The organism is Pseudomonas acericola (SeqCode), assembly GCF_053456465.1.
The window spans coordinates 73424-98387 of record NZ_JBRFJB010000005.1; the positions used below are offsets into that span (position 1 = coordinate 73424).

Annotated in this window: 25 protein-coding genes and 1 pseudogene; 6 read left to right on the forward strand and 20 right to left on the reverse strand. The window is 62.5% G+C overall.

Annotated features, from left to right (window positions below):
- Nucleotides 1–106: 106 nt before the first annotated feature.
- Nucleotides 107–562 (reverse strand): DMT family transporter, encoded by a 456-nt coding sequence (locus ACU688_RS19870; protein WP_448186070.1) that lies wholly within the window; start codon nt 560–562, stop codon nt 107–109.
- Nucleotides 563–566: 4 nt separating this feature from the next.
- Entirely contained in the window at nt 567–1055 is a 489-nt protein-coding gene (locus tag ACU688_RS19875) for a DMT family transporter (RefSeq protein WP_448186071.1), read from the reverse strand.
- Between the two features lie 116 nt (nt 1056–1171).
- Here ACU688_RS19875 and ACU688_RS19880 point away from each other — a divergent pair, with 116 nt between their 5' ends.
- The 3 genes from ACU688_RS19880 to ACU688_RS19890 all read left to right on the forward strand — a co-directional run bounded on the left by ACU688_RS19880 (nt 1172) and on the right by ACU688_RS19890 (nt 2962).
- The gene (locus ACU688_RS19880) at nt 1172–2104 is read left to right on the forward strand and encodes a LysR family transcriptional regulator (protein ID WP_448186072.1); all 933 of its coding nucleotides are present in this window, start codon (nt 1172–1174) and stop codon (nt 2102–2104) included.
- A 124-nt stretch (nt 2105–2228) separates the two neighbouring features.
- Nucleotides 2229–2588, forward strand: a complete 360-nt coding sequence (locus ACU688_RS19885; protein ID WP_242551781.1) for a type II toxin-antitoxin system Phd/YefM family antitoxin — start codon at nt 2229–2231, stop codon at nt 2586–2588.
- Entirely contained in the window at nt 2585–2962 is a 378-nt protein-coding gene (locus tag ACU688_RS19890; protein WP_448186073.1) for a type II toxin-antitoxin system VapC family toxin, read from the forward strand. Before ACU688_RS19885 ends, ACU688_RS19890 begins: the two co-directional genes overlap by 4 nt.
- Before the next feature lie 17 nt (nt 2963–2979).
- Here the strand turns inward: ACU688_RS19890 and ACU688_RS19895 are convergent, their stop codons facing one another.
- The 3 genes from ACU688_RS19895 to ACU688_RS19905 form a co-directional block, all read right to left on the reverse strand.
- Complete coding sequence (locus ACU688_RS19895; RefSeq protein ID WP_017738378.1) at nt 2980–4299, reverse strand: Nramp family divalent metal transporter; 1320 nt, start codon at nt 4297–4299, stop codon at nt 2980–2982.
- A gap of 34 nt (nt 4300–4333) precedes the next feature.
- On the reverse strand, nt 4334–5890 hold the full coding sequence (locus tag ACU688_RS19900) for a DUF726 domain-containing protein (RefSeq protein ID WP_448186074.1): 1557 nt from the start codon (nt 5888–5890) through the stop codon (nt 4334–4336).
- A gap of 82 nt (nt 5891–5972) precedes the next feature.
- A complete protein-coding gene (locus tag ACU688_RS19905) occupies nt 5973–6755 on the reverse strand; it encodes an AraC family transcriptional regulator (protein WP_448186075.1) in 783 nt (260 codons plus the stop codon).
- A gap of 103 nt (nt 6756–6858) precedes the next feature.
- On the opposite strand from ACU688_RS19905, the gene ACU688_RS19910 reads away from it, so the two are divergent.
- Entirely contained in the window at nt 6859–7758 is a 900-nt protein-coding gene (locus tag ACU688_RS19910) for an EamA family transporter (RefSeq protein ID WP_448186076.1), read from the forward strand.
- Here the strand turns inward: ACU688_RS19910 and ACU688_RS19915 are convergent.
- Entirely contained in the window at nt 7752–8057 is a 306-nt protein-coding gene (locus ACU688_RS19915; RefSeq protein WP_448186077.1) for an XRE family transcriptional regulator, read from the reverse strand. The two genes, ACU688_RS19910 and ACU688_RS19915, sit on opposite strands and share 7 nt — an antisense overlap.
- The gene (locus tag ACU688_RS19920) at nt 8050–8415 is read right to left on the reverse strand and encodes a type II toxin-antitoxin system RelE/ParE family toxin (protein WP_448186078.1); all 366 of its coding nucleotides are present in this window, start codon (nt 8413–8415) and stop codon (nt 8050–8052) included. Before ACU688_RS19920 ends, ACU688_RS19915 begins: the two co-directional genes overlap by 8 nt.
- A gap of 231 nt (nt 8416–8646) precedes the next feature.
- On the opposite strand from ACU688_RS19920, the gene ACU688_RS19925 reads away from it, so the two are divergent.
- Nucleotides 8647–10455 carry a monovalent cation:proton antiporter-2 (CPA2) family protein gene (locus tag ACU688_RS19925; protein ID WP_207047007.1) on the forward strand — a complete coding sequence of 603 codons (1809 nt, stop codon included), beginning with the start codon at nt 8647–8649 and terminating at the stop codon, nt 10453–10455.
- Nucleotides 10456–10527: 72 nt separating this feature from the next.
- Entirely contained in the window at nt 10528–11079 is a 552-nt protein-coding gene (locus ACU688_RS19930; RefSeq protein ID WP_448186079.1) for a DcrB/PsbP domain-containing protein, read from the forward strand.
- Between the two features lie 157 nt (nt 11080–11236).
- On the opposite strand, the gene ACU688_RS19935 is transcribed toward ACU688_RS19930, so the two are convergent.
- The 13 genes and pseudogenes from ACU688_RS19935 to ACU688_RS28095 form a co-directional block, all read right to left on the reverse strand.
- Nucleotides 11237–11956, reverse strand: coding sequence for an alpha/beta hydrolase (locus ACU688_RS19935; protein WP_448186080.1), 720 nt, complete (start codon nt 11954–11956; stop codon nt 11237–11239).
- An 11-nt stretch (nt 11957–11967) separates the two neighbouring features.
- Entirely contained in the window at nt 11968–12723 is a 756-nt protein-coding gene (gene cobF / locus ACU688_RS19940; protein ID WP_257784054.1) for a precorrin-6A synthase (deacetylating), read from the reverse strand.
- 45 nt (nt 12724–12768) lie between these two features.
- The gene (locus tag ACU688_RS19945; RefSeq protein ID WP_448186081.1) at nt 12769–13323 is read right to left on the reverse strand and encodes a histidine phosphatase family protein; all 555 of its coding nucleotides are present in this window, start codon (nt 13321–13323) and stop codon (nt 12769–12771) included.
- Between the two features lie 1316 nt (nt 13324–14639).
- A complete protein-coding gene (locus tag ACU688_RS19950; RefSeq protein ID WP_448186082.1) occupies nt 14640–15617 on the reverse strand; it encodes a LysR family transcriptional regulator in 978 nt (325 codons plus the stop codon).
- Nucleotides 15618–15668: 51 nt separating this feature from the next.
- Entirely contained in the window at nt 15669–16610 is a 942-nt protein-coding gene (locus ACU688_RS19955; RefSeq protein WP_448186083.1) for a peptidylprolyl isomerase, read from the reverse strand.
- Nucleotides 16607–17074 carry a YbjN domain-containing protein gene (locus ACU688_RS19960; RefSeq protein ID WP_017738389.1) on the reverse strand — a complete coding sequence of 156 codons (468 nt, stop codon included), beginning with the start codon at nt 17072–17074 and terminating at the stop codon, nt 16607–16609. The genes ACU688_RS19955 and ACU688_RS19960 overlap by 4 nt, the downstream gene beginning before the upstream one ends.
- A gap of 20 nt (nt 17075–17094) precedes the next feature.
- Complete coding sequence (locus ACU688_RS19965; RefSeq protein WP_017738390.1) at nt 17095–17721, reverse strand: hypothetical protein; 627 nt, start codon at nt 17719–17721, stop codon at nt 17095–17097.
- 19 nt (nt 17722–17740) lie between these two features.
- A complete protein-coding gene (locus ACU688_RS19970; protein ID WP_448186084.1) occupies nt 17741–19441 on the reverse strand; it encodes a putative porin in 1701 nt (566 codons plus the stop codon).
- 41 nt (nt 19442–19482) lie between these two features.
- Nucleotides 19483–20187 carry an energy transducer TonB family protein gene (locus tag ACU688_RS19975; RefSeq protein WP_017738392.1) on the reverse strand — a complete coding sequence of 235 codons (705 nt, stop codon included), beginning with the start codon at nt 20185–20187 and terminating at the stop codon, nt 19483–19485.
- Between the two features lie 3 nt (nt 20188–20190).
- Nucleotides 20191–20616, reverse strand: a complete 426-nt coding sequence (locus ACU688_RS19980; protein WP_017738393.1) for an ExbD/TolR family protein — start codon at nt 20614–20616, stop codon at nt 20191–20193.
- A gap of 11 nt (nt 20617–20627) precedes the next feature.
- Entirely contained in the window at nt 20628–22427 is a 1800-nt protein-coding gene (locus tag ACU688_RS19985) for a DUF2341 domain-containing protein (RefSeq protein WP_448186085.1), read from the reverse strand.
- 24 nt (nt 22428–22451) lie between these two features.
- Nucleotides 22452–24035, reverse strand: a complete 1584-nt coding sequence (locus tag ACU688_RS19990) for a ShlB/FhaC/HecB family hemolysin secretion/activation protein (RefSeq protein WP_448186086.1) — start codon at nt 24033–24035, stop codon at nt 22452–22454.
- A 265-nt stretch (nt 24036–24300) separates the two neighbouring features.
- Nucleotides 24301–24697: pseudogene (locus ACU688_RS28095) on the reverse strand (transposase); the annotation flags it as partial.
- Nucleotides 24698–24964: the final 267 nt, after the last annotated feature.

Below are 24964 nucleotides of genomic sequence, written 5' to 3' on the forward strand. Positions count from 1 at the left end.
CACGGGAAAGTGGCCATGATAATGACGCATGGTCCACATTCCAAATGTCGGTAGAGGCTTGCCCGGTTGCCAGTCAGCCACAGGTACAGCGTTCCTGCCGTTAGGGTCAGTCGGCCTGGCGGGTGTTACTGCGATACATAAACACCAGCGCCAACGCCAGGCAGAGCATCGCCACAATCCGGCTCCCTGACAGCTCGATCGCCGGGTTGCCCAGCCAGCCAAAGTTGTCGATCAGCATGCCCATGCCCAATTGCCCGACGATCACCGCCACCGTGGCCACGGCCGTGCCCACAATCGGCACCGCGCCGACCATCACCATCATGTACACCACGCCAAACAAGGCACCGGTCAGTTGCCATTTCGGCACTTCCAGCAAGCTCACGGCCTGGGCGGGTTCAAAGAAGAAAATCAACAACGCCGTGGTCAGCGCGCCCACGGCAAAGGTCAGCAAGCTGCTGCGCAACACGCCCACCGTCTGGCCCAGGCGCCCGTTGATCGCGGCCTGCACACTCAACACTGCACCGGCGGCAATCACCAGTACCAACAACAGAATCAAATTCATCGCCTTACCCTCGTGCAATCAAGACCAGTGCCGCCACAATCAACGCCAACGCAATCCAGCGTTCACCATTGACCCGCTTGCGCGCGGTGCCGAACCAGCCGAAATGGTCGATCAACACGCTCTTGCCCACCTGCCCGGACAGAATCGCGATCATGGTCATGGCGATGCCGATATGCGGCGTGGCCAGGGTCAGCACCACCACGTACATCGGCCCCAGGAAGCCGCCGATCAATTGCCAACGCGGCAGGTCGGTCAACGCCGGGCCCTTTTGCGGGCCGCTGAACAGCAGCAACACATACAGAATCGCCGAGCCCACGCCGAAGATGCTCAACGTCGCCCACAAATGCCCGACCTGCACACCCAAAGGCCCCAGCAGCCCGGCCTCCACTGACAAGCCCATGCCCGCCAGGATCACCAGCGGCAGCAACAACAGCCGCAAAAGGTTTTTCTTCGGGCGGGCTAACGCCGCGCCCTCGATAGAACTTGCCTGCATACATCACCTGCGCTTCAAGAAAGAGACATGGCGCGCATTATCCGGTGGTGGTGCTGTGCGATAAATGGCAGCATGCCGACAACACCTTTGCGCAATACGCACAGCCTGGAGCCACGATGCAGGGTTTGAATGAATTGAGTTTCAAGGCGCTGCGCCTGTTTGTGGCCGTGCTCGACCATGGCAGCTTTTCCGAAGTGGCCCGCCGCGAAAGCCTGGCGCCCTCCTCTATCTCCCGGCAGATCCAGCTGATGGAACAGGCCCTAGGCCAGCAATTGCTCTACCGCCACACCCGTGCGGTCAGCCCCACCGAGGCCGGGCGCCTGCTCGGACATCACGCTCGTTTGCTGCTGGAACAACTGGAAACCGCCGGCCAGGCCTTGCAGGAACAGGAACGCGAACCCAGCGGCCTGGTGCGCATCAACGCGCCGATGGTGTTCGGCCAGCGCCACCTGTCACCGTGGCTGGGCGAGCTGTGCCGGCGCTATCCCAAGCTGCAACTGGACATCCAGCAGACCGACACCTACGTCGATCCCCTGCAAGACGGCACCGACCTGCTGTTTCGCATCGGCGTGCTCAACGACTCGGGCATGCAGGCGCGCATCTTCGCGCCGCAGCGCTTTCGCATCGCCGCCAGCCCCGCCTACCTGGCCAAGCACGGCACGCCCAAGCACCCCGACGAACTGGTCAACCACCAGTGCCTGGCCTACAAAGGCATCACCGGCCAGCAACGCTGGTTCTTCCGCCGCGACGGCGGCGACTGGACGCCCTACAGTGTCAAGGGCCCGATCACCGGTAACCACGCCGACACCCTGACCCACGCCGCCGAGCAAGGCCTGGGGCTGGTGGTGTTTCCGTCCTGGCTGATTGGCGAGGGCCTGCGCGCAGGCACCTTGCAGGCGGTACTCACGGAGTACGAAGTGGCGACCACGCTGGAGCCGCAACAGATCGCCGCGCTCTGGCCGGGCAGCCGGCGGTTGTCGCTGAAGGTGCGCACGGTGATTGATTATTTTGTAGAGTGTTTTGGGGTGGTGCCGTATTGGGATCGGTGAGGTGTGCGGCGCTTGAGGAAATTTCCGAGTGGGCCGCGTAGGTGCGGTCTGATTTAGCGGGCCACTATTTTGTGGCATTTCTCCTTGGGGCAGACTTTGACGAATTCATTTTCGGAGAGATGCCATGGACTTCCAATACGACAAAAAACCCCATGCCAAGCGAGCGGCTACAGCCAGTTGTCAGGCCGTCTTTGATAGCTCACGGAGCTTTGACTATATTTGGCCCAAACAGGGGGAAGTCCGCATGATTACCGTGCCCTTGGGTGAAGCTAAAAACAATCTGTCAAAACTGGTTGATGAAGCTGCCGCCGGAAAAACCATCACCATCTCCAAACATGGCCGCGCGATGGCGCAACTTGTCCCCATAACGAAGCCCAAGGGGCCGCGAATTGGTGCGATGAAAGGCATGTTTGTTGTTCCTGACGACTTTGATGCGCCTTTACCGGACGATCTACTGGACGCCTTCGAGGGCAACCCTCTATGAGGGTCTTGTTGGATACCCACATTTTGCTTTGGTCGCTGACTGATGACCCCAAGCTCTCCAGCAAAGCTCAAAAACACATTGAAAATGCGGCAGAAATTTACGTCAGCGCTGCAACATTCTGGGAAATGGCAATCAAGGTCGGCTTGGGGAAACTCAATGTAGACATGAACAAGCTCCGTGAACTTTGCCTGGACAGCGGCTTCGTCGAGCTACCCATCACGACTGAACACGCCACTGCCGTAAAGGATCTTGAGCATCATCACAAAGATCCCTTCGATCGGCTCATCGTCGCAGTCGCCATGAACGAGCCGATGAGGTTGATTACGACCGATCCGCACGTCGCCCAGTACACATCCCTAGCGATTCTGGTGTGACGCCCAACCGTTACGACTCAAAACACCCACTGCCCAATCAACCACCCATTCGCCCCACTGATCACCGCAAACAACAACCACGCCAACACCCGAGTCGGCAGCCGGTTCACAAACGGCCCCATCAGTTGTTTATCGCCAGTCATGCGGATCAACGGGTACAACGCAAACGGCAACTGCAGGCTCAGCACCACCTGGCTGAGAATCAGCAACTTGCCAATGGCACCATCGCCCAGCAGCCACACCCCGAGAAACGCCGGGATCAGCGCCAGCCCTCGGGTAATCAGGCGGCGTTGCCAGCACGGAATACGCAGGTTGAGATAACCCTCCATGATCACTTGCCCGGCGATGGTGCCGGTGAACGTCGAGCTTTGCCCGGACGCCAGCAATGCAACGCCAAACAGGATGCTGGCAAACGCGCCGCCCACCAGCGGGTCGAGCAAGTGGTAGGCGTCCTGGATCTCGACCACATCGGTGTGGCCCGTCTTGTAGAACGCCGCAGCGGCCAGCACCAGGATGGCGGCGTTGACCAGCAACGCCAGGGCCAGGGAGCCGATGGTGTCGATGCGCGCCAGCTTGACCGCGTCCTGTTTGCTGGCCAGGTCCTTGCCGATCAGGCGGGTCTGCACAATCGAGGTGTGCAGGTAGAGGTTATGTGGCATGACCGTGGCACCCAGGATACCGATGGCCAGGTACAGCGGTGCAGCATCGCTGATGGCCGAGAGTGACGGCGTGAAGCCGCTCAACACATCCGGCCAGTACGGCTTGATCAGCAGCAGCTCGATGAAGAAACACACGCCGATAGTCGCCACCAGCGCCAGCATGATTGCTTCCAGGCGGCGGAAACCACGGTTTTGCAGGGCCAGGATCAGCAGCGTATCGAACGCGGTGATGACAATGCCGGTGGTCAGCGACACGCCCAGCAGCAGGTGAAACGCCAGGGCGCAACCGAGCACTTCGGCCAGGTCGGTGGCGATGATGGAGATTTCCGCCAGCAGCCACTGGGTACGTGCCGAACGCTGGCTATAGCGCTCGCGGCACAGCTGCGCGAGGTCCTTGCCGGTGGCAATGCCCAGCCGCGAACACAGGCACTGCACCGCCATCCCCGCCAGGCTGGCCAGCAGCACCACAAACAGCAGGCTGTAACCGTAGCGCGAGCCCGCCTCGATGGCCGTGGCCCAGTTACCGGGGTCCATGTAGCCGATGGAAATCAACAGGCCAGGGCCGGCGAACATCAACATCCGCTTGAAGAACGACGCCTTGGGGTCAACGGCAACGGAGCCGGCCACCTCGGGCGGGCAGAACGGAGCGGTAGCGATTTTCGGCAGGCTGAATTTCACGCGGTATTCCAGGCAAATGCATAGTGCCGGCAGCTTAGCAGTCGGACGCAACCGTGCGCATCACCGTATCCCGGGGCAGGTCGAATGCTTCCACCACTTGCACCACCAGGTCCATTTCCTGGTTCAGCGCCTCGCGTTCCATGCGCTGGCGGATCACGCCCACCACCAACACCGCCAGGGTGGTGATCGAATAGGCCGGGCCGGAAAACGCGCGCACCCCGCTGACCAACAGCATCGCCGCGGCCAACGCCTGGCCCACCACCGGAATCGCCGTGGCCGCCCCGCGCCGCAGGATAAACCCGGTGAGCCCCGCCAATGCCGTGCCACTCAACGCGGTAGTGGCCGAGCGCCCTACGCTGAAGCGCGCGAACACCCCCTGCTCCTTTTGCGCCGCCGCTTGCAGTTCGGCGTCGAAGGCCTGGCGGTCGGCGCTATTGAGCTTGTCCTTGTATTGCTCGATCAGGTGTTCCGCGACCTGCGCTTCGATGTCCGCCAACTCGACGGTATCAACCGACTGTTCAAACTTGATCCCCAGCCGCTGCGCAACATCTTCGGTGATCTGGCGGTAACTCACGCCATGCCCCCGGGCGAGGTTCATAAAGCTGTCGCCGCCCATGCGCTGCAATTCGATGGCCAGTTTCAACGGCTCGCGCACACTGGCATCAATTGATGCACTGCGCTTTTGTGCCATCAGTTCGGCGAGGAACTTCAACTCGTCCGGCCGTGCCTGCACCAACGCCGGGAACAGTTCCCCGTCCTCTTCGGCAAACCGTACTTCGCTGCTGCGCTGGTCAGCGCGGATCATGCCGCGCCGTTCCTGCAACAGGTCGGTGTACTGCACCACGGTCTTTAGCTGCGGCCAATACGCGGCATGATCGAAGGTGGCCAGGTGCACATTGCTCACCTTGGCCTTGAGGGCAGGCGTCAGCGGGATGGCGTAACGACCGATGCACCGCTCGTTATCCGGCTTGATCGCCAGCGCCCAGTCCTTGCTGGAATGACAGTTGATCAGCCGCCCCTGGAGCGGCGCCGACACTTCATCCCACGGGCTCGACTTACAAATCGCCCCGCCCATCAGCAACACGTTGTGCAACGGCAGCTCGCGGGCCACCTCTGGGCTGGCCAACAGGCTCTTGACCAGGATGCGCGCGCCCAGGGAATGGCCGACCAGATTGATACGCCGCGCCGGCAGCGCTTCGGCGTGCAGGTAGTTGGCCAGTTCGGGCAGCAAGGTCTGGGCGACCTCATCGACACGCGCTTCGACACTTTTGTAATGGTCAAGAAAGTAGGCAATCGCCTTGCCCACGCCCACGGTCGCCGCGCCCAGGCCACCACCGCCAAGCATCGCGCCGAGCACTTCCTTAAACGGCGCGAAGAGGTTTTCCAGGAAGTGCCCGGCCGGCCAGAACAGCATCACATTGGTCGAACCTTCGATGCTCGCCAGTTGCGCCGTGAAATTGCCCAGTTGCTGGCGGTTGAAGAAGGCCGAGTAACCATGAACGTAGAGATTGAGCACATCGCCCTGGGGCTCGCCGCACAACACAAAAGTGGGCTTGCGGGTGCGGTGCATTTCATCCCACTGGTGCTGCATGGGGCGGTGACTCCTGGTGACGATGGACGGCGATAGTAACAAAGCGTGGCCGGCACAGAGGTGAATCCTGACCGACGCCGCCTCAGAACAACGACGCGGCCTTGGATTTGGCCAGGTAACGCGCCGGAGAATCCCCCAGGTTGCGCCGGAACACCGAGGTGAACGCGCTGGAGCTGCTAAAGCCCAGCCCTAGCGCCACATCGGTGATGGACGCACCGTGGCTGAGCCGCGCCGTGGCTTCCAGCAGGCACACCTGCTGGCGCCAGGCCACAAAGGTCATGCCGGTGTGCTCCAGGAACTGGCGGGTAAAGGTGCGCCGACTCATGCTCGACCACGCGGCCATGGTGTCGAGGGCGATGGTCTGCGTGGGCGCGTCCAGAAAACGCTGGCAGGCGCGGGCCAGGCGCGGCTCTGCGGGCAACGGCGCGCTGAGGGGCAGCTCGGGCATGGCGCCGATTTCATCCACCAGCAACGTCAGCACACAGCGCTGCCGTACACTGAGCCGCGCCGCCGGGTCGATCGTCAGCGCCGCTTCGAGCAGATGCCGCAGCAACGGTGAGACTTCGAACACCTGGCAATGGCCCTGCAAACCCGCACGCCCGGCGGCTTCGTCGTCGAGGTAGGTGTTGAGCATGAGCACATCCCCGCGCATATGCATTTCGTGGGGCACTCCGCCAGGCACCCAGATCGCGCGCTGCGGCGGCACCACCCAGTTACCGAGGTCGGTGAACATTTTCAAGGCGCCCGTGGACGCATAGGCGAACTGCCCACGGGCATGGGTATGCCGCGCAAACACGGTGCCGGACGCGTATTCGTGCAGCGTCACCAGCGCTTCGGGGTCATTGTCAGTAAAGGTCGGGATCATGGCCCGATATTGTCAAAGGATGACCTGACATAGCAAGCGGGCCACTCACCTGCGGCTTAACATCAACGCCTTTGAACATGCCTGCCCGCTTAAGGAAAAGCCCATGCAGAAAAAACACCTAGCCCTCGCCGTACTCGTCACCCTGGTCTGGGGCCTGAACTTTCCGATCACCAAGCTCGGCCTGCGCGGCATCGATCCCTTTGTGCTCACCGGCATCCGCTTTGCCCTCGCCGCGTTGCCGCTGGTGTTTTTCATCCGCCGCCCGGCCGTGCACTTCGGCTACGTGGCGGCGTATGGGGTGATTTTCGGCTTGGGCATGTGGGGCGTGATCAACTACGGCATCCAGGTCGGCGTAAGCCCCGGGATCGCCTCGCTGATCATCCAGCTCAGCGTGTTTTTCACCCTCGGCTGGGGCGTGGTGCTGTTCAACGAAAACCTGCGCGACGCACAGCTGGTCGGCGCCGGCCTGACCCTGCTCGGCCTCGCGGGTATCGTCGTCACCCAGGACGGCAGCCACGCGGTGCTGGGCGTCATGCTGATCGTCCTCAGTGCGTTTGCCTGGAGCGTGGGCAACGTCATCATCAAGCAGTCAGGCGTGAAGGAAATCTTTGCGTTCATGGTGTGGGCCAGCCTGTTTCCGCCGATCCCGCTGTTCCTGATGGCCTGGTGGATGCACGGCAGCGCCGCGTTCGAAAGCCTGCCCGCCAGCCTCGACGTGATGGCCATCGGTTCGATCCTGTTCCAGGTCTACCTGGCCACGCACTTTGCCTACTGGGGCTGGAACTCACTGCTAAAAGCGTACCCCGTCTCGACGGTGGCGCCCCTGTCATTGCTCATCCCCGTGTTTGGGATCGCCAGTTCGATGCTGATCATTGGTGAACGCATCTCCACGCTGGAGCTGATCTCGATAGCGATCATTCTGGTGGGGTTGGCGGTGGGGTTGTATCGCCGGCCGGTGACATTGACCGCGAAAGACCAAGCACAGCCGGGCAACGCTCAGTAGGCAAAGTTGTCGATCTTGACCTGACCATCTGGGAACGTCGCAATAATCTCCAGTTCGCCGCCCATCGCACGGATGTAGTCGCGCAATGTGCTGATGTACATATCCGTGCGCCGCTCCATCTTGGAGACAGCAGCCTGGTTGATATTCAATGCCTTGGCCAGGTTTTCCTGGCTCAACTGCTGAGCTTTGCGCAGCTCGTGCAGAGGCATTTCCTTTAGATGTTGCTGGAACAACTGCTTGGCTTCGGCCTGAGATTGCGGCGTCATGCGGGCTTGAAGTTCAGCGATTTTTTTAGCCATGGTTGTGGCCCTCTTTAGCCAATGCATCCAAATGTACGTCGTATAGCCTTTCGGCTAGCGGGACGTGTTTTTCATACCATCGGTTGTTACCGGTCTTATCCCCACCGACCAGCAATAATGCGCATCGCCGTGGATCAAATGCGTACAACACTCGATAGGGCCGCCCTGTGTGCTGTATCCGCAGTTCACGCAGGTTCCCGTGCCGGGAGCCCTTGATATCGCTGCTGTGGGGATAGCCTAAACCGGGCCCCAAAAAACCCAGCAGATCCACGCTGGCGGATACCGAAACCTGTTCCTTTTCACCCAGGCCATCCCACCAGCCTGCGAATTCATCCGTGTATTCAATGTCCCAGCCCATGCGAATATGCCACCCAAGGAATATAAACTCAAGGGCATAAAACTAGGTGATGAATGGGCCCGCCTCCACCCGCTGCGCCTGGACAATTGTTTGTACATCCTTCAGAAACACCCGCAGGACGGTAAAAAGAGCGCGACAGGCGCGGCACTCACCGCAAAAACACAATTTTCGACACGTAAAAAGCGCTCTAATACGCTCCTGTTGATTCGTTTCAAGATCCTGGAGTCCCCAATGCCCCATGAAGGCAACCTGTTACAAGCAGCCGTGGTGTTCCTGCTCGCCGCCGTGTTGACCGTGCCGCTGGCCAAGCGCCTGCAACTGGGCGCGGTGCTCGGGTATCTGTTCGCCGGTGTGATCATCGGCCCGTCCGTCCTGGGTTTGGTGGGCAATCCGCAAAGCGTGGCGCAATTCTCCGAGTTGGGCGTGGTGTTGCTGCTGTTTATCATCGGCCTGGAATTGTCGCCCAAGCGCCTGTGGGTGATGCGCAAGGCTGTGTTTGGCGTCGGCCTGGCCCAGGTGTTGCTCACCGGCTTGGTGATGGGCGTGGTGGCGTTGTGGCTGTTTGGCCAGTCGTGGAACAGCGCGATTGTGCTGGGCCTGGGCCTGGCGTTGTCGTCCACCGCGTTTGGCCTGCAAAGCCTGGCCGAGCGCAAGGAGCTGAACCAGCCCCACGGCCGCCTGGCCTTTGCCATCTTGCTGTTCCAGGACATCGCGGCGATCCCGCTGATTGCCATGGTGCCGTTGCTGGCCGGCAGCGATCACCCGACCACCGAAGCCCAGGGCCTGCAACATGTGTTGCAGATTCTCGGCAGCATCGCCGTGGTAATCATCGGCGGGCGCTACCTGTTGCGGCCGGTGTTTCGCATCGTCGCCAAGACCGGCCTGCGCGAGGTGTCCACCGCCACGGCGCTGCTGGTGGTGATTGGCACTGCGTGGTTGATGGAACTGGTGGGCGTGTCCATGGCTCTCGGCGCCTTCCTCGCCGGCCTGCTGCTGGCGGATTCGGAATATCGCCACGAACTCGAATCCCAGATCGAACCCTTCAAGGGCTTGTTGCTGGGCCTGTTCTTTATCAGCGTGGGCATGGGCGCCAACCTCAGCCTGCTGCTCAGCTCGCCGCTGCTGGTGCTCGGCCTGACCCTGCTGTTGATCGGCCTGAAGTTGCCGCTGCTGTATGCCGTTGGGCGCCTGGTGGGCGACCTCAACCGCGAAAGCGCCCTGCGCCTGGGCGTGGTGCTGGCGGCCGGCGGTGAATTTGCCTTTGTGGTGTTCAAGATCGGCCGCGACCAGGGCCTGTTCGAACCCCACCTCTATGACGTGCTGGTGCTGACCATCACCCTGTCCATGGCCGTGACGCCGCTGCTGCTGTTGATCTGCCCGAAGCTGTTCAAGCCCAAGGTCAAGCCGGTGGAAGTGCCCGAGGAGTACCGCACCATCGAAAGCGATGCGCCCCGCGTGGTCATTGCCGGCATGGGCCGCATGGGCCAGATCGTCGCGCGGATCCTGCGTGCGCAAAACATCTCGTTCATCGCCCTCGACACTTCGGTGGAAACCATCGAGCTGACCCGCAGCTTCGGCGGCATGCCGGTGTTCTACGGTGACCCGCAACGGCCGGAGATCCTGCACGCGGCCAAGGTCGATCAGGCGGAGTTCTTCGTGATCGCCATGGACGACCCGGAGATCAACATCAAGACCGCCGAACTGGTGCGCAACCTCTACCCGCACATGAAGATCATCGCCCGAGCCCGTAACCGCCAGCACGTTCACCGCCTGGTGGACCTGGATGCGTCGCCGGTGCGTGAAACCTTCTACTCCAGCCTGGAAATGAGCCGCCGCACCCTGGTCGGCCTCGGTTTGACGCAGGCCCAGGCCGATGCGCGCATCACCCGCTTCAAGAACCACGACCTGCAAGTGCTGGCCGCGCAACACGCGGTGTATGACGACGCGGCCAAGGTGATGCAGACCGCCCAGGAGGCCCGGGCAGAATTGGCGCGGCTGTTTGAGATGGACCGCCTCGAAGAGGAGTCCGACAAGGTGTAAGGCCCAGGATGAACGACATTGCGAATTTTCTGACAGAATACGCCGCAATTTCGTTCATCCTTGGAGCGCTTCATGGCCACTTTCACCCAGACCGCCCTGCTGGCACTCGTGTTTGCCGCTGGCAGCGCGTTCGCCGCCACCCCGCCGGCCACACAGAGCATCTCCACCCTGGGCGGCAAATTCACCTTCAGCCTGCCCAAGGCCTACGTCGCTGACACCCTGCCCGTCAGCAAGGCCGAAGACAGCAGCGCAGCCACCCAGGGCACGTTGTACGCCAACCAGACCACAAAAAGTGTGGTGATCGTCGCCGAAACCGTGCGTACCGATGGGGTCAACATCGGGGATAACGACGCGCCGTTCCTCGACGGTGCCGTGGCCGGTTTCGTCAAGGACCAGAGCGCCGCGCTGCCGGATTTCAAGAAGCAGAATGAGAAGAAACTGACCTTCAAGGGCCTGGGTTTGCGCCAAGTGGACAGCACTGCGACGCAGGGTGGTGGCAAGACGTTGAACAGCACGTTCCTGGGTGGTTCGGGCAACCACATGCTGGTGATCCAGGCGATTTCCCGGGGGGATGATGCCAAGGGGCATGCCGAGCTGGTGAAGCAGATTACCGGCGGCAAATAAGCCAATCCGCCAAGCAACACAAAACCAATTGTGGGAGCGGGCTTGTGTGGGAGCTGGCTTGCCTGCGATGCAGGCACCTCGGTCTTTCAGTGACACCTCGGTGATGCTATCGCAGGCAAGCCAGCTCCCACACAAGCCAGCCCCACATTTCCCGTGTTTACTTGAGACTTTTCTCTAGCCAGACCCTTAGATCCTGCACCTCAGCCTCATTGATGGTATGCGGCATCCCCACATACCCATGAAACTCCGGCTTCAACCCCACCGCCCGCAACACCTCATTCGCCCGGGTCGCCGAGGCATACGGCAGCGCCTGGTCCAACGTCCCATGGCCAATAAAGATCGCCAGCTTGTCCAGTGCCGCATCCGCTTTCAGCTCAGCCTTCAACACCGGCAACACACTGCCACTCAACGCCGCAATCCCACGCACCAGCGCAGGCTTACGCAACCCCACCTCGTAGGACATGATCGCGCCCTGGCTGAATCCCACCAGGAATACCCGGTCCGGTTGGGTGTGGTACTTGGCGGTGGCCTGCTGCACAAAGTCTTCGATCAGTTGAGCGCTGCGCTGCAAGTCGGCGGTCTCGCCGTCGTAATCGCCGTCGCCGGGTTTCTTCGCAAACCAGCGATAACCACTCGCGTCCACTGGCATCGGCGCCCGCGCGGAGAGGTAGGTCCAGGTGGACGGCAAGGCGTCCTTGAGGCCAAACAAATCCTCCTCGTTGCTGCCAAACCCGTGCAGGAAAATCACCAGCGGCTCGTTGCGCGCATCGCCCTGGGTCTGTTCCAGGTACGCCAGCGGCAAATCACCGTGCAGGGTGTCGTCGGCTTGGGCGGCACCGGCCAACAGCGCCAGCGTCAGGGCAAACAGCTTGAGCATGGGGCGTTACCTCAGGGTTTGCGCAGCAGATAGGTGTCCATGATCCAGCCATTGGCCAGGCGCGCGGCCTTGCGCACCCGTTCGATGTCGTCGGCCACTTCAGCGACTTTGCCGCTGATGAGGATTTCGTCCGGCGTGCCCAGGTAGGCACCCCAGTAAATATCCAGGTCCTGGTCGGCCACGGTACGGTAGGAATCTTCCGCGTCGAGCATCACCACCAGCGTATCCGCATCACTCGCCTGCCCCGCCGCCAACCGGCGCCCGGTGGTGATCTCGATGGAACGGCCAATGCGGTTCAGCGGCACTTTGTGCTGGGCGGCCAGGGCCTGCACGCTGGTGATGCCGGGAATCACCTCGAATTCAAACGCACAGCGCCCACTGGCCAGGATCGCCTGCAGGATGCGGATGGTGCTGTCGTACAGCGCCGGGTCACCCCAGGCCAGGAATGCGCCCACTTCGCCGTCGGCCATTTCCTCGTTGATCATGCGTTCAAAGGTGTGCTGCTTGTCGCGGTTGAGGTCCTGCACGGCCGTGGTGTAGTCAATTTCACCACGCACGCGCTCGGGGCAGTCGGCCTCGACGAAGCGGTAGCCGGGCTCGGTGATGTAGGTCTCGCAGATCTCGCGGCGCAGGTCGATCAACTTGTCTTTGCTCTGGCCCTTGTCCATCAGGAAAAACACGTCGGTGCGATTGAGCGCCTTCACGGCCTGCATCGTGATGTAGTCAGGGTTGCCGGCGCCAATGCCGATGATCAGGATGCGTTTCATGGGTTGCTCTCATTGCGGGGCGTGGATTTTGCCATGTTCGGCGGCTCAGGCGTGAGTTTCCAGGCGCAGGCGCCAAACGCCATTGAAGCGCAGCTCGATGGCCGCCAGTGGCTCGACGTCGATCAGGTAGAACATCGACTGCGGAAACTGCATGACGTACAGCATGGCGGCGCGGATCACGAAGGGATGGGTGATGGCGACGATATGCCCGGGCTGGGTTTCGAGGGACTGCATCCACTGCGCTACCCGCGCGCAGACCTGATCCACCGATTCGCCACCGTGGGGGGCGGTGGCGCTGTCGGTCAGCCACGCCTGCAACTCATCACTAGGCAAGCGGCCGACGTCCAGGCCTTTCCACCGCCCGAAATCAGCATCGCGCAATGCGTCTTCAACCACCGCGTCGTGGCCAAACAAGCCCGCCGTCTGCCGGGTGCGAGCCTGCGGCCCACACAACAGGCGACGTGGTTTCTTGTAGCGACCGGCCAGGGACAGCGCCGCGCGTTGCCAATCCATCGCCACCGACTCGTCATCGGGGAAATAGCCGCGCTTTTGCAGGGGCGTGACGGCATGGCAGATGAGGGTCAAACGGGTGGACTGCATAAAATTCGCTCCGCCGAATGAAGGCCTGCAAGACTGGCGCAGTTATGCCTGGCGTGCAACGCCCTGTGCCGGGTGGATCAGCTGCATCTGTGTTGGCTGACAGGCCGCCTTCGCGGGCAAGCCCGCTCCCACAGGGGATTGGGTTTGCAGGCCAGATCAGGTTTATACCGATCAAAAATGTGGGAGCTGGCTTGCCTGCGATGGCGGTGGGTCAGTTGCATCTGTGCTGGCTGACAGGCCGCCATCGCGGGCAAGCCCGCTCCCACAGGGGATTGGGTTTACACGCCAGACCAGGTTGGCACCGCTCAAAAATGTGGGAGCTGGCTTGCCTGCGATAGCGGTGGGTCAGTTGCATCTGTGCTGGCTGACAGGCCGCCTTCGCGGGCAAGCCCGCTCCCACAGGGGATTGGGTTTGCAGGCCAGATCAGGTTTACACCGATCAAAAATGTGGGAGCTGGGCTGCCTGCGATGGCGGTGGGTCAGCTGCATCTGTGTTGGCTGACAGGCCGCCTTCGCGGGCAAGCCCGCTCCCACAGGGGATTGGGTTTACACGCCAGACCAGGTTGGCACCGCTCAAAAATGTGGGAGCTGGCTTGCCTGCGATGGCGGTGGGTCAGTTGCATCTGTGTTGGCTGACAGGCCGCCATCGCGGGCAAGCCCGCTCCCACAGGGGATTGGGTTTGCACGCCAGATCAGGTTTACACCGATCAAAAATGTGGGAGCTGGCTTGCCTGCGATGGCGGTGGGTCAGTTGCATCTGTGCTGGCTGACAGGCCGCCATCGCGGGCAAGCCCGCTCCCACAGGGGATTGGGTTTGCACGCCAGATCAGGTTCACACCGGTCAAAACTGTGGGAGCTGGCTTGCCTGCGATAGCGGTGGGTCAGTTGCATCTGTGCTGGCTGACAGGCCGCCATCGCGGGCAAGCCCGCTCCCACAGGGGATTGGGTTTGCACGCCAGATCAGGTTTACACCGATCAAAAATGTGGGAGCTGGCTTGCCTGCGATAGCGGTGGATCAGCTGCATCTGTGTTGGCTGACAGGCCGCCATCGCGGGCAAGCCAGCTCCCACAGGGGATTGGGTTTGCAGGCCAGATCAGGTTTACACCGATCAAAATTGTGGGAGCTGGGTTGCCTGCGATGGCGGTGGGTCAGTTGCATCTGTGCTGGCTGACAGGCCGCCATCGCGGGCAAGCCCGCTCCCACAGGGGATTGGGTTTGCAGGCCAGATCAGGTTTGCACCGGGCAAAAATGTGGGAGCTGGCTTGTCGGGTCGCCGCATCGCTGCGATAGCGCCGGGTCAGCCGCCACCATCACCTCAGTCAAACCACTCCTTACGCCCCTCAAACGTGCCAACGATCAACTCGACAATCACCTGCACCGCCTGCGCGTCCTGCACTTGGGCATTCACCGCCAGCCACACCTGGCGCTGCATGCTGTCGGCCAGCAACCCCGGCAGCGCCACCAGGCCACGGTCGAAGCTGCTCATGTAGTGCGGCAGTAAGCCGATGCAGGCGCCGCAGCGGATCATTTCCAGCATCAGCGAGTAGGCCTGCACTTGCACCACGGCGGCGCGGCGTTGCTCCACGACGTGGTTCCACGGTTGCAAGGCATCGACCTGCACATCGGGTTGCCATTGCACCAGCATGTAGTCGTCGAGGTCGTCCACGCTGTCCGGGCGGGTGGTCAGCCGTGAGTAGCGCTTGGCAATGTGCGGCAGGTAATGCAGGCGCGCCAGCGGGCGTGGCGGTTGGATGGGAAAGCTCGGGCCGGGCGCGGGGCCGTCTGTGTCGGACAGCCACAGCACCACGTCCACGTCCACCGCTTGCAGGGACAAGTGGCTGTCGATGGAGATGATCTCCAGGCGCACGCTGGCGTTGCGGCGCAGCAAGGCGATCAGGTCGCGGCCGAGGATGTCATGCAGGATCGGCTCGGCCACCGCCAGGCGGATCAGCGGCTGTTCCACCACCGGCAGGCGCCGTTCATGGGCCAGCGCGATCAGTTGCGCCTGCAATTGCAGGCCGTCACGACTGAGGACCAGGCCATTGCCCTGATAGGTGAACAGCGCATGGCGCACCTGTTCTTCCAGTTGCGCCAGGCGCTTGCGCAGCAGCGTCGACTTGATATTCAGGCTGCGCGCCGCCTGCATGAAGCAGCCACAACGCGCACTCACCAGGAAGTAGCGCGCCACCTCCGGTTCGATCTCGCTGGCCAGGGCCGGCCAACTGCTGCGCGACTCACTCGCCGGACGATAAGCGGCGGGCGCCTGGGGGCCGGACGGTTCTAGATATGCCATGGGAGACTCCCTGTCTTGTTGGTCTGTGCATCCAATGCGGGTTGTCGCGTATTACTCCAGCACCTTGTTCAGCTCGGCACCGTCGATACTCAAGGTGGCGGTGTTGAGCATGCCTTCCAGGTAGGCCTTGGCGATCTGCTCCTGGCGTTGACTGCGCAAGGCCTCGGTCAGGCGTTCGCGCAGCTCATCCAAGGTCGCCGTGCGTGCCGGTTGCTGGGCAGTGAGCTTGAGCACATGGAAGCCCGCCGCACTCTGCACCACGTCCGACACACCACCGACCTTGAGCCGCGCCACCGCCTCGCGAACCTGCGGCACCAACTGCTGCAACGGCTGCATCCCCGAATCACCGCCACGCGGGGCGGTGTTCGGGTCTTGCGAATATTGCGTAGCCAGGGCGGCAAAATCCCCCGGCGTGGCCTGGGCCTTGCGGCTCAATTCCTGGGCCTGGCGGCGCACCGCTTCGGCAGATTGCGGGTCGTTCACGGCAAGGAAAATCTGGCTCACCCGAACCATCGGCGGCGTCACCCACTGCGCCTTGCCGGCGTCGTAGGCCTGTTGCAGCTCAGCCGCGCTGGGATAGCCCGCCGGCACTTGGCTGACCGACAACATGTAGTCACGAAACACGATCTGCTCGGTGGCGGCGCGGGTCTGCTGCTCCACCTCCGGGCGCTGGCGCCAGCCTTGGGCGTCGGCCTGTTCCAGCACGGCCTTTTGCGCCAGGCGTGAACGCAGCCAGGTTTCCAGCGCGCCACGGTTGCCGCGCAGCTGCTCGCGGGTCTCGGCCGGCAGGCTCGCCAGCACGCTTTGCATTTCCGTCAGGTCGATCTGCTGGTTGCCCAGGCGCGCCACCGCCGGGCCGCCCGCCGGCGTCGTGAGCACCGGCGCCGGCTGCTGCGCCGCCACCGGATCGCTGCCCGGCCGCAGGCTCAAGCCCACGGCCACCACCAGCAAGGCCAGCGCACCCGCGCCGACCATCAAGGTTGGCTTTTTCACAATACCGGCGCCTCTTCGCCCACCGATTGCGCGGCGGCCTGCAACTGCGCAGCCTGCTGGCTGTATTCACGCAGGTAGACAATGAATTCCTGCAACAGGCGGTCCCACAGTTCCAGCTGGCTGCGCAGGTAAGTGACGCTCACGCCCGCCACCACCACGTCCATTTCCATCAACAGGAATTCACCCTGCACCGACAACCGCGCAAAGCGGCGCGATGCGTTCCACACCTGGGCCAGGCCTTCCGGCAGTTCACCCTGGATGCGCAACGCGCAGCTGTAGGTGAAATCCACATAACCGCCCTGCTCGCCCGCCGGGTTGCCGAAACGCACGGCAAAGCCGATGCCCTGGCTGGCGCTGAGCAATTGCACGATGCCGTTCTGCTCGCTCGGGTTGACCCGGTAGCCGGCTTCTTGCAGCAGCTCGGTGAGGCTCTGGACGGTGACGCTGGTGATCAATTCGCTCATGGTGAAGTCTTCCTTGTCGATCAGTGATTGGCAGTTGCCTGGGGCGCATCAAAACGGCTCTTGTACAAATCGTCGCCAAAGCCCTGGGCCAGTTCCTCGAACTTGACCCGCGCACCGCTGGCGAAGGGCTGGCGGATACTCATCACCTCAGCCACATCGATTTTTTCGTAGGCCGCCAGCAGTTGCTGGGCCACGCCGTACATCTGTTGATTCTTGACTGCACATTGCTGCACTTGTGTGTCACGTTCGCTCAGCTTGGCTTGCAGGCTGGCGCGCTCGGCCTCCTTGCCCTTGGCCAACACCAGCAGTTCCTCGTAGGCCTTCTTGAACTTGCCGATCTGCTCGTTGCTCGCCGCCACCTGGGCTTGCGCCTGGCTGTGCAGGCTTTGTTGCTGGCCGGCCATTTGCTCGGCCACGCCACGGGTCTTTTCCAGCTCGGCAGTCAATTGCTTGATCTGCGCCTGGGCCTGCTTGGCCTGGTTTTCCGCAGCGATGCGCGCGGCACTGGCCTGGGCCTGTTCGCTTTGCAACGCCTGCAACTGCTGGGTGGTGCTGCGCAGTTGGGTACGCAGGCGCTCTTCCATGCCTTCGGCGCTGGCGCCGGTGGCGACGAACAACAACAGCAGCCCGCAGATTCGCGTGTTCATGTGGCATCTCCTGTGCGCGTCAGAAGCGCGTGTTGAGTTCCAGTTGCATCACATCCACTTCAAACGGCTGGCCGTAGACTTCCGAGGCGCTCAACCAACGCGCGCTGGCGTAGATGTTCTTTTCGATGCCGTAGTTGGCACCAATGAAGTAGCCCTTGGCGTTGGTACCGCCGAGGTGGAACGACGAGTCGTTGAAGCCATCAGGCAAGGCGTCAGGCTGGATGTACTTGTAGCCGGCCAACACGTTCCAGTCGCCGCGCTTGCGCATCTCCAGCGCACTGCCGAGGGTGAACGAGACCATCAACGCATTGCCGCCACTTTCAAACTCGCCGTTGCTGTTGAGGTTGTTGACGATGTGGCCTTCGCTGCGCTTGAGCATCTCGCCCTTGTCGTAGCCCAGGTTGTGGATGAAGTTGGCTTGGCTGCGCAGCTTGAAGTCGCTCGGCAACTCGCTGTCCCACACCGCATTGAGGTCGAGAATGTTGAACTTGGACGCAAGGCCGACGAACTGCGGCTCCGGCGTCTTGCCAGGGGTGGCCGGGTTCGGCGCGATGTCGCGCAGGTTGAATACGCTGTTGCCCTTTTGCATAAAGGCCACGCGCGAGCCGTCGGTGTCGCAACCCGGCTTGCCTTCCCACGGTTTGCACAGGCTGGAGCGTTCGCCTTCGATGTTCTGGAACTGGTAGTAGGCGCCCGCGAGCTTGAGGTTGTTGCTGCGGTTGATCTTCCAGTCGGCGCCGATCTGCCCGCCAAACAGCCATTTGGTGTCGCTTTCTTCCTTGTCGAAGCCGTTGCTGCTGGCGGTGTCCGAGGTGTATTCCACCGGGAACGCGCCAAGGGTGCCGAACAGGTTCCAGTCGCTGGCGAGGCGGTGGTTGAAGATCGCCGCCACGCCGTCGAAGTTGAGGTCGTTGGAATACATCATGTCGGTGGAATAGAACGGGTTGGCGATCCGCCCACCGGTCAAGGTCACCATGTCCGAGGCTTTCCAGCTCAGGTAACCCTGGTCGAGCCAGATGTCCTTCTTGCCAAAACCACCGCCGAGGGTCTGGGTGGTGGACACTGGGTTGTTGTCGGAGCCGGTGCCGAGGCGGATGCCGGCGGTCCATTCCGGCGAGATCACCGCTTTCATGCCCAGGCGAGCACGGATGCGGAACAAGTTCTCGCGGTCTTCACGGGTATTGAGCAACGGCGGCAGCTGCGTGCTGGAATTCGGGTTGACGTCATACGGCCCGTTGTTGTTGAGCTTGGCGTAGTCGGTGATGGTGTCGTCGTTCTTGCCCGAGAAGTAGCGCGACTCGTCACGCAGGCGGATATCCCCATCAAAGCTCACGCGGGACACCCAGTCCGGGAAGGTATTGGGCTGGGCCCAGTTTTCCTGCTTGGCGGTGGCCATGACTTCGGCTTTTACCTGGTCGCGGATCTGATCGCGCACCGCTTGCGGCACGTACTGCACGCGCACGTCCCCCGGCGCTGCTGCGGGACCTGCGGCGACCACCGGCGCGGCATTCGCCTGGCGCGCTTGCAGCGCTTCTTTTTCCGCCTGGGCAATCAGCCCGTTGGCGGTGTCCTGGGTCAACACGCCCTGCTGCACCAGCAGGCGGATCAGGTTGATGGTGACGTTTTCCGAAGGCGCAACCGGGGCGGCCGTCGCCTGGCCAACCAGGGTCGCGATGACCATGCCGACCGCCAGGGTCAGTCGATTCACGGGGGAAATCATGTGTACGCAACTCCTGTAAAAAACCGTAGAAAAGGGTTCGATCATTCCGGGCGCCGGCCCTTGAGGGACAGGCGTACCGGCATCGTTACGGCGGCTGGCACCCGTTGCGTGGCATGGGGCGCGCGCAAGGCGGCCAACACCTGGGCATCGGTCTCGGCATCACCGCTGGACTTGGCCAACTCGGCACGGGTGACCTGGCCATCGGCGTTCAGCCACAAATCGGCCTGCACCGCGTACGCCTTCTTGCGCAACTCCGGGTCCTCGCGCAGCAGGCGCTGAAACACCCCTGCCAGGTACTGCTTGTACGTGCCGGTGCCCAGACCGCCGCCACCGGAACCGGCCATGCCGCCGCCTTTACCGGCGCCGATGTTGAAACCGTCATTACCCGACTGGGCATCGCCGTCGATCTGCATCGGGTTGGCCAAATCGTCCGCCGGTGACGGCGGTGCTTCGTCTGCGGGCTTGACCTCTTCCGGCTCGGGCGTCGGCACCGGCTCGGGGATTTTTTCTTCGACCTGGGGCTCAGGCTCCTTGGGCTTTTCCGGTGGCGGCGGTGGCGGTGGCGGCAACGGGATAATCGTCGGGATCTTCGGCGCTTCGCGGCGCACGCCACTCATGTCATTGGCCCACTGCCACAAGAACCAGGCCGCCACAGCGCCCAGCAAAAGGCCTGCGCCCCACTTCAACGGGCGCAGCGGCGGCTTGTTCTTTACCGGCAATGGCGGCATCGGGATCTGTGCGGTCATGGCTCAGCCCTGGCTCGGTTTGCCGGTGACCAGCCCGACCTGGGACAGCTCCAGCCGTCGCAGCAAATCGAGCACTTCGATCACCTTCTGGTACTGCACCAACGCGTCGCCGCGCACGATCACCGGGAAGTCCGGGTTCTGCGCTTTCTCGATGCGCAGGCGCTCTTCCAGCTCGCCAAGGGTCACCGGGTACGCGTCGAGGAACACCTGGCCGCCGTCGTTGACGGAGATCGCCTTGGTCTTGGCCTCCGACAACGACACCGAGGCGCTGGCCTTCGGCAAATGAATCTGAATGCCCGAAACCTGGGCGGTGGCGGTGAGGATAAACATCACCAACACCACCATCAGCACGTCCACCAGGGGCGTGATGTTGATGCTATCGACGGCGGCATCATCGTCATCGTCGTGGGAGGCGTTTACGGAAGCCATGCTGATTCTCCTCAGGCCGGTACGGCGGCGTGATGCTCGCGGCGGTGCGCGGCTTCACTGGACTGGCTCTCGCCGTGCATCTCCGCCAGGCGGGTGATGAACTCATCGACGAACACACGCATGTCCGCGCTGACTTCCTTGTTGCGCGTAATCAGGCGGTTGTAGCCAAACAGCGCGGGGATCGCGACGAACAGGCCCATGGCCGTGGCCAGCAAGGCCGCCGCCATACCCGGGGCGATGGCGTTGATGTTCACGTCACCGGCCATGGCCGTGCCAAGGAACACCACCATGATCCCCAGCACGGTGCCGAGCAGGCCGATGTACGGGCCGCCGGCGATGGCGTTGGACAGGGTCGACAGCTTGGAACTGAGGGCCTGGTTTTCGCGGGTGCGCACACCGTCCATGGAGCAGCGGATGGCTTCGATGGTCGCCGCCGAGACGGACGAGGTGTCGGCGCCCTGGGCGCGGCGGGTGCGGATTTCCTTGACCGCCACCAGGTACAGGCGCCACAGCGAGGAATGCTGCAAGCGCTGGCCCAGCGGGGCGTCATCGGCATACATCTCCAGGCGCGTACCGATCTGCGCGAAGTGCTCGCGGAAAATCTCGTTGGCGCCGCTGACGCGGCTGACCTGGCGGTTCTTGCGCAGCATGATGACCCACGACTGAAACATCATCGCCACCAGCACCAGGATGATCACCCAGGCGTCCACCGGCACGGCGTTGAGCAAGAAGCCTAGGCTGCCGAAACCAAAGCCCGACTGTTCTTCATCCACGCCGTAGGCCACCAGTTTCGACTCGGCACCTTGGGCGCTGGCATCGGCCAACAGCAAGGTGGCCGGGCGTGCAACCTTGGACAGGCGCAGCTCATCGATGGCGCCAGCGAACGGCAGATGCGCGCTGCCGGCGTCCGGCAGATCGCCGCCGATTGCCAGTTGGGAATTGAACGCTGGCAGTGCGACCGCAAGGCCAGCCGTCTCGCGGCCATTCACAAACAGGGCAATTTTTTCACCCTCGGCGGTGAACGCCAGGTGCTGCCATTGGCCCGGGTTCAGCGGTTGGGTGGAGACCACGCGTTGGCCATCGACTTCCACAAACGGCGTGCCCTGGTTCAGCCCCAGCAGCAGGCTGTGGGGACCGTCACGGCGGGCGAGGACGATCTGTTCGCCACTGGCCTGATCCAGGCGCAACCAGGCGCTGAAGGTGAACGCGCCCCCCGCCGCATGTTGCAGCGATGGGCTGGCCGGCAACAGCAGCGACTGGCCGCCGAACTGCAAGGCGCGACCGATCACGCCGTCGATGCTCGCGCCGGTGGCATTGAGCGAGGTGTTGGCGTAGGCCGTGGTGTCGCGGGCCGGGGTGCCGTTGGCACCGTCAAAGTGGTACAGCGCGGTGTAGTTCGGGTCGAACGCCAACTGGCCGTTGCTGGTGGCCGGGGCTTTCTGGTTGCCGTAGTACATCCACAGGTCCTGGCGCTGGCCGCCTTCGACCTTGGGCACATCGACCCAGATCAGCGCCATGCCCATCAGCGGGTCGAAGCTTTCGATCTGGTGGTTGAACACGGTCTTGTCATCGGCGCTGACAAAGCGCAGGTCGGCGCCGTCGTCCTTCACCCCATCAAAGGTGAAGTTGCCGGTGTGCAGGCGCACCAGCAGCGCGGTGCGGCCCAGGGCCTGGTTGATCGCGGCGCCTTGGGCGGTGGTGTCCACGGTGATCTGTTTGCGGTAGTGCCAGTCGTCTTGCCACCAGGCATGGGCGGTGGCCGGGAGCGTGAAGCCCAGGCAGATCAACAGGCTCAGGATTAGGCGTTGCATGGGTGAAGTCTCCGAAAGAAAAAGTCAGAAAGTCGCCTGCACACTGAAGTGCAGTCGCGAGTCCTGTTTCTGGGTGTTCGGTCCATTGAGCAGCGGGTAGCCCCAATCCAGGCTGCCGGACAACCATTTGCTCAAACTGGCGCGGGTGCCCAGGCCGACACTGGCCAGGCTGTATTCGTCTTCTTGCTCGGGCAGCGGGTCGTGCAGGCGCAGGCGCGCGCCCTCGGCGAACGCATAGAAGCGCCACTCCTGCACATAACTGCCGAGGTACTTGGCCACCGACGGCGTACGCAGCTCCTGGGACAGCAAGTAACCCTCATCCCCGGTGCGCTCTGCCGCCAGGTAACCGCGCACCGAGGTGGCGCCGCCGGCGGAATACTGCTCGTTGGACACCAGCGGCCCCGAGGCCAGCTGGAACGCCGCCTTCGACGCCGACTGCCAGTTGTTGGCGAAGGTGTAGGTGTAATTCAGGTCGCCCTTGAGCACCGCAAAACTGGCGTTGGCCTTGTAGCGTTTGTAGTCGAACTCTTCAGCATCGCTGCCGTAGCCAAAGAACGCGCGAGTGCCCACCACCAGGTTCAGGCCCAGGCCCAGCTGGGATTGCTCGGTGTAGCGATAGCCGTTGTAGCCGAGGGTGAACGGCGCGTACTTGAGCGGCACCTGGTCGCGGCTGGCACCGAATTGCATCTCTTCGTCGAAGTCTTTGAAGTCGATGCCAAACGAGAAGGAGTTGGCCCAGACATTGGTGGCCGGCAGGTTGTAGATCGCCGACACGCCGTAGGAGTGGCCCTTGCCGAGCACGTTGCTGCCGCCGATGGTGGCGATGTTGCTGTCGGACTGGTAACCGCTGAACTGCAAGGTCCAGCGCTCATCCAGCGGCGCGCTGTAGGAGCCCGACCAGACCTTGGCGTTGCTGCTGTCCTGAGGCGCGGTGAAGTAGGTGAGGGACACGCTATGGCCCAGTTGCCAGAGGTTGTCGTAGCCCAGGGTGGCCACCGAGCGCAGCTTTTCGGTGTCGGCGCTGTAGTCGTTGTTCAGGCCGAGGCTGGCGTGCCAGGGGTTCTGGTCTTCCACCTGCAAGTCCACGTCCATGGTGCCGGGGCGCTGGCCTTCGTGCACCAGCGGCGTGACCTGGCGCCCGACGCCGCGATTGAGGCCGGCGAGCTGGGTTTGCACGGTGGCAAAGTCCGGCACCTCGCCCTCCTTGAGCGCCGGCACTTCGTCGCGGATTTCCACAGGCGAGTAGTGCTTGGCACCGACCACCCGCACGCGGCCGATCTTGGTTTCGCTGACTTGCAGGTAGACGATACCGTCATCGACCTTCTGCTCCGGCAGCTCGACAAACACCGACTGGTAGCCGCGCGCCTGGTAGATTTTTTGCAGCGCATCGCGGGCGCCTTCGATATCGCCCAAGGTCTTTTGCGGGCCGAGAAACGGGTACACCGCCTCCTCGATCGCCGCCGCATCGAGCACGGTATTGCCGCGCACGAAGTACTCATTGACGTCCACCCGGCGTGCCGCGCCCTCCTCCTCGGCCTGCGCGGGCAAGGCCAAAGCCCCCAGCGTCAGGCAGCACAGCGCCAGCGTTGACTTGAACAGATGCTCCACACCGCCCCCTAACTTTCCAAGATTCTGCGCCGTCGCCGTTTGCACGGCGTCTGGCCTGCTCAATTGCTGGTTGTCGAAAGGTGGCTGTGCCGGGCCAGCCAGGTGTGCAGCAAGGCGAAGTTCAGCGAGAACTCCGGCATGTGCAGCAAGGCGCCACAAAACACTTCACCGATGATGGTCTGGATCAACTGCACCGCACGCGGGTTGCCCAGCACGCTGGCGATGTCCCGTTGCAGGACATGGATGCCCCACACTTTCTGGTTCAGGTCGAGGCCGACAAACCAGCGGAACAGCAGGTTGTAATTGAGTTGCTCGTGCAGTTGTTGCTCGCTGGGCACCGAATACAGCAGTTGCAGCAGGAGGATGTGCACCACGGTGTGCGGCGCAATCAGCATGCCCGGCTCGGGCTGGAGCCAGTCGCGATGGCTGTCGAGCACCTCGTCGATCTGCGGGCGCAGCAACACCAGCGAATGCCCCGCCGGGATAAAGCTGGAGACTTCTTTCAACGCGCCCTGCCAATCGTCCTGGGAGACGATCCACACCCACGGCGCGCCGTAGCGGTACACCGAAACCGGCTTCTTGCGCGCGGCTTCGACGATCTTCGACAGGCGCTGATCGAGCTCCTGCATACCGACTTTCGAGTAACGTTCCATAGTTCCCATTTGCCCCACTCCTGGCGTCCTGCTGACGGCTTTGGCGACGACTTTTGATCGTATCCAGCGCGTTACATAGGAGAGACGGGGGTGGGCGGGAGCTACCGAACTTTTGTCATGAAAGCTTCATTTAGGATTGGCTGGGGGGCAATTTCGCACGGCCGGGCACAACCAAAAATATGGGAATGGGCTTGTGTGGGAGCGGGCTTGCCCGCGATGGCGGTGCGTCAGTCAGCATATTCTTCCACTGATCCACCGCTATCGCGGGCAAGCCCG

What these genes read in the sequence shown, in the direction of transcription:
- ACU688_RS19870 (WP_448186070.1), bottom strand. Translation starts at nt 562, where the DNA reads ATGAATTTGATTCTGTTGTTGGTACTGGTGATTGCCGCCGGTGCAGTG.
- ACU688_RS19875 (WP_448186071.1), bottom strand. Translation starts at nt 1,055, where the DNA reads ATGCAGGCAAGTTCTATCGAGGGCGCGGCGTTAGCCCGCCCGAAGAAA.
- ACU688_RS19880 (WP_448186072.1), top strand. Translation starts at nt 1,172, where the DNA reads ATGCAGGGTTTGAATGAATTGAGTTTCAAGGCGCTGCGCCTGTTTGTG.
- ACU688_RS19885 (WP_242551781.1), top strand. Translation starts at nt 2,229, where the DNA reads ATGGACTTCCAATACGACAAAAAACCCCATGCCAAGCGAGCGGCTACA.
- ACU688_RS19890 (WP_448186073.1), top strand. Translation starts at nt 2,585, where the DNA reads ATGAGGGTCTTGTTGGATACCCACATTTTGCTTTGGTCGCTGACTGAT.
- ACU688_RS19900 (WP_448186074.1), bottom strand. Translation starts at nt 5,890, where the DNA reads ATGCAGCACCAGTGGGATGAAATGCACCGCACCCGCAAGCCCACTTTT.
- ACU688_RS19905 (WP_448186075.1), bottom strand. Translation starts at nt 6,755, where the DNA reads ATGATCCCGACCTTTACTGACAATGACCCCGAAGCGCTGGTGACGCTG.
- ACU688_RS19910 (WP_448186076.1), top strand. Translation starts at nt 6,859, where the DNA reads ATGCAGAAAAAACACCTAGCCCTCGCCGTACTCGTCACCCTGGTCTGG.
- ACU688_RS19915 (WP_448186077.1), bottom strand. Translation starts at nt 8,057, where the DNA reads ATGGCTAAAAAAATCGCTGAACTTCAAGCCCGCATGACGCCGCAATCT.
- ACU688_RS19920 (WP_448186078.1), bottom strand. Translation starts at nt 8,415, where the DNA reads ATGGGCTGGGACATTGAATACACGGATGAATTCGCAGGCTGGTGGGAT.
- ACU688_RS19925 (WP_207047007.1), top strand. Translation starts at nt 8,647, where the DNA reads ATGCCCCATGAAGGCAACCTGTTACAAGCAGCCGTGGTGTTCCTGCTC.
- ACU688_RS19930 (WP_448186079.1), top strand. Translation starts at nt 10,528, where the DNA reads ATGGCCACTTTCACCCAGACCGCCCTGCTGGCACTCGTGTTTGCCGCT.
- ACU688_RS19935 (WP_448186080.1), bottom strand. Translation starts at nt 11,956, where the DNA reads ATGCTCAAGCTGTTTGCCCTGACGCTGGCGCTGTTGGCCGGTGCCGCC.
- cobF (WP_257784054.1), bottom strand. Translation starts at nt 12,723, where the DNA reads ATGAAACGCATCCTGATCATCGGCATTGGCGCCGGCAACCCTGACTAC.
- ACU688_RS19945 (WP_448186081.1), bottom strand. Translation starts at nt 13,323, where the DNA reads ATGCAGTCCACCCGTTTGACCCTCATCTGCCATGCCGTCACGCCCCTG.
- ACU688_RS19950 (WP_448186082.1), bottom strand. Translation starts at nt 15,617, where the DNA reads ATGGCATATCTAGAACCGTCCGGCCCCCAGGCGCCCGCCGCTTATCGT.
- ACU688_RS19960 (WP_017738389.1), bottom strand. Translation starts at nt 17,074, where the DNA reads ATGAGCGAATTGATCACCAGCGTCACCGTCCAGAGCCTCACCGAGCTG.
- ACU688_RS19965 (WP_017738390.1), bottom strand. Translation starts at nt 17,721, where the DNA reads ATGAACACGCGAATCTGCGGGCTGCTGTTGTTGTTCGTCGCCACCGGC.
- ACU688_RS19970 (WP_448186084.1), bottom strand. Translation starts at nt 19,441, where the DNA reads ATGATTTCCCCCGTGAATCGACTGACCCTGGCGGTCGGCATGGTCATC.
- ACU688_RS19975 (WP_017738392.1), bottom strand. Translation starts at nt 20,187, where the DNA reads ATGACCGCACAGATCCCGATGCCGCCATTGCCGGTAAAGAACAAGCCG.
- ACU688_RS19980 (WP_017738393.1), bottom strand. Translation starts at nt 20,616, where the DNA reads ATGGCTTCCGTAAACGCCTCCCACGACGATGACGATGATGCCGCCGTC.
- ACU688_RS19985 (WP_448186085.1), bottom strand. Translation starts at nt 22,427, where the DNA reads ATGCAACGCCTAATCCTGAGCCTGTTGATCTGCCTGGGCTTCACGCTC.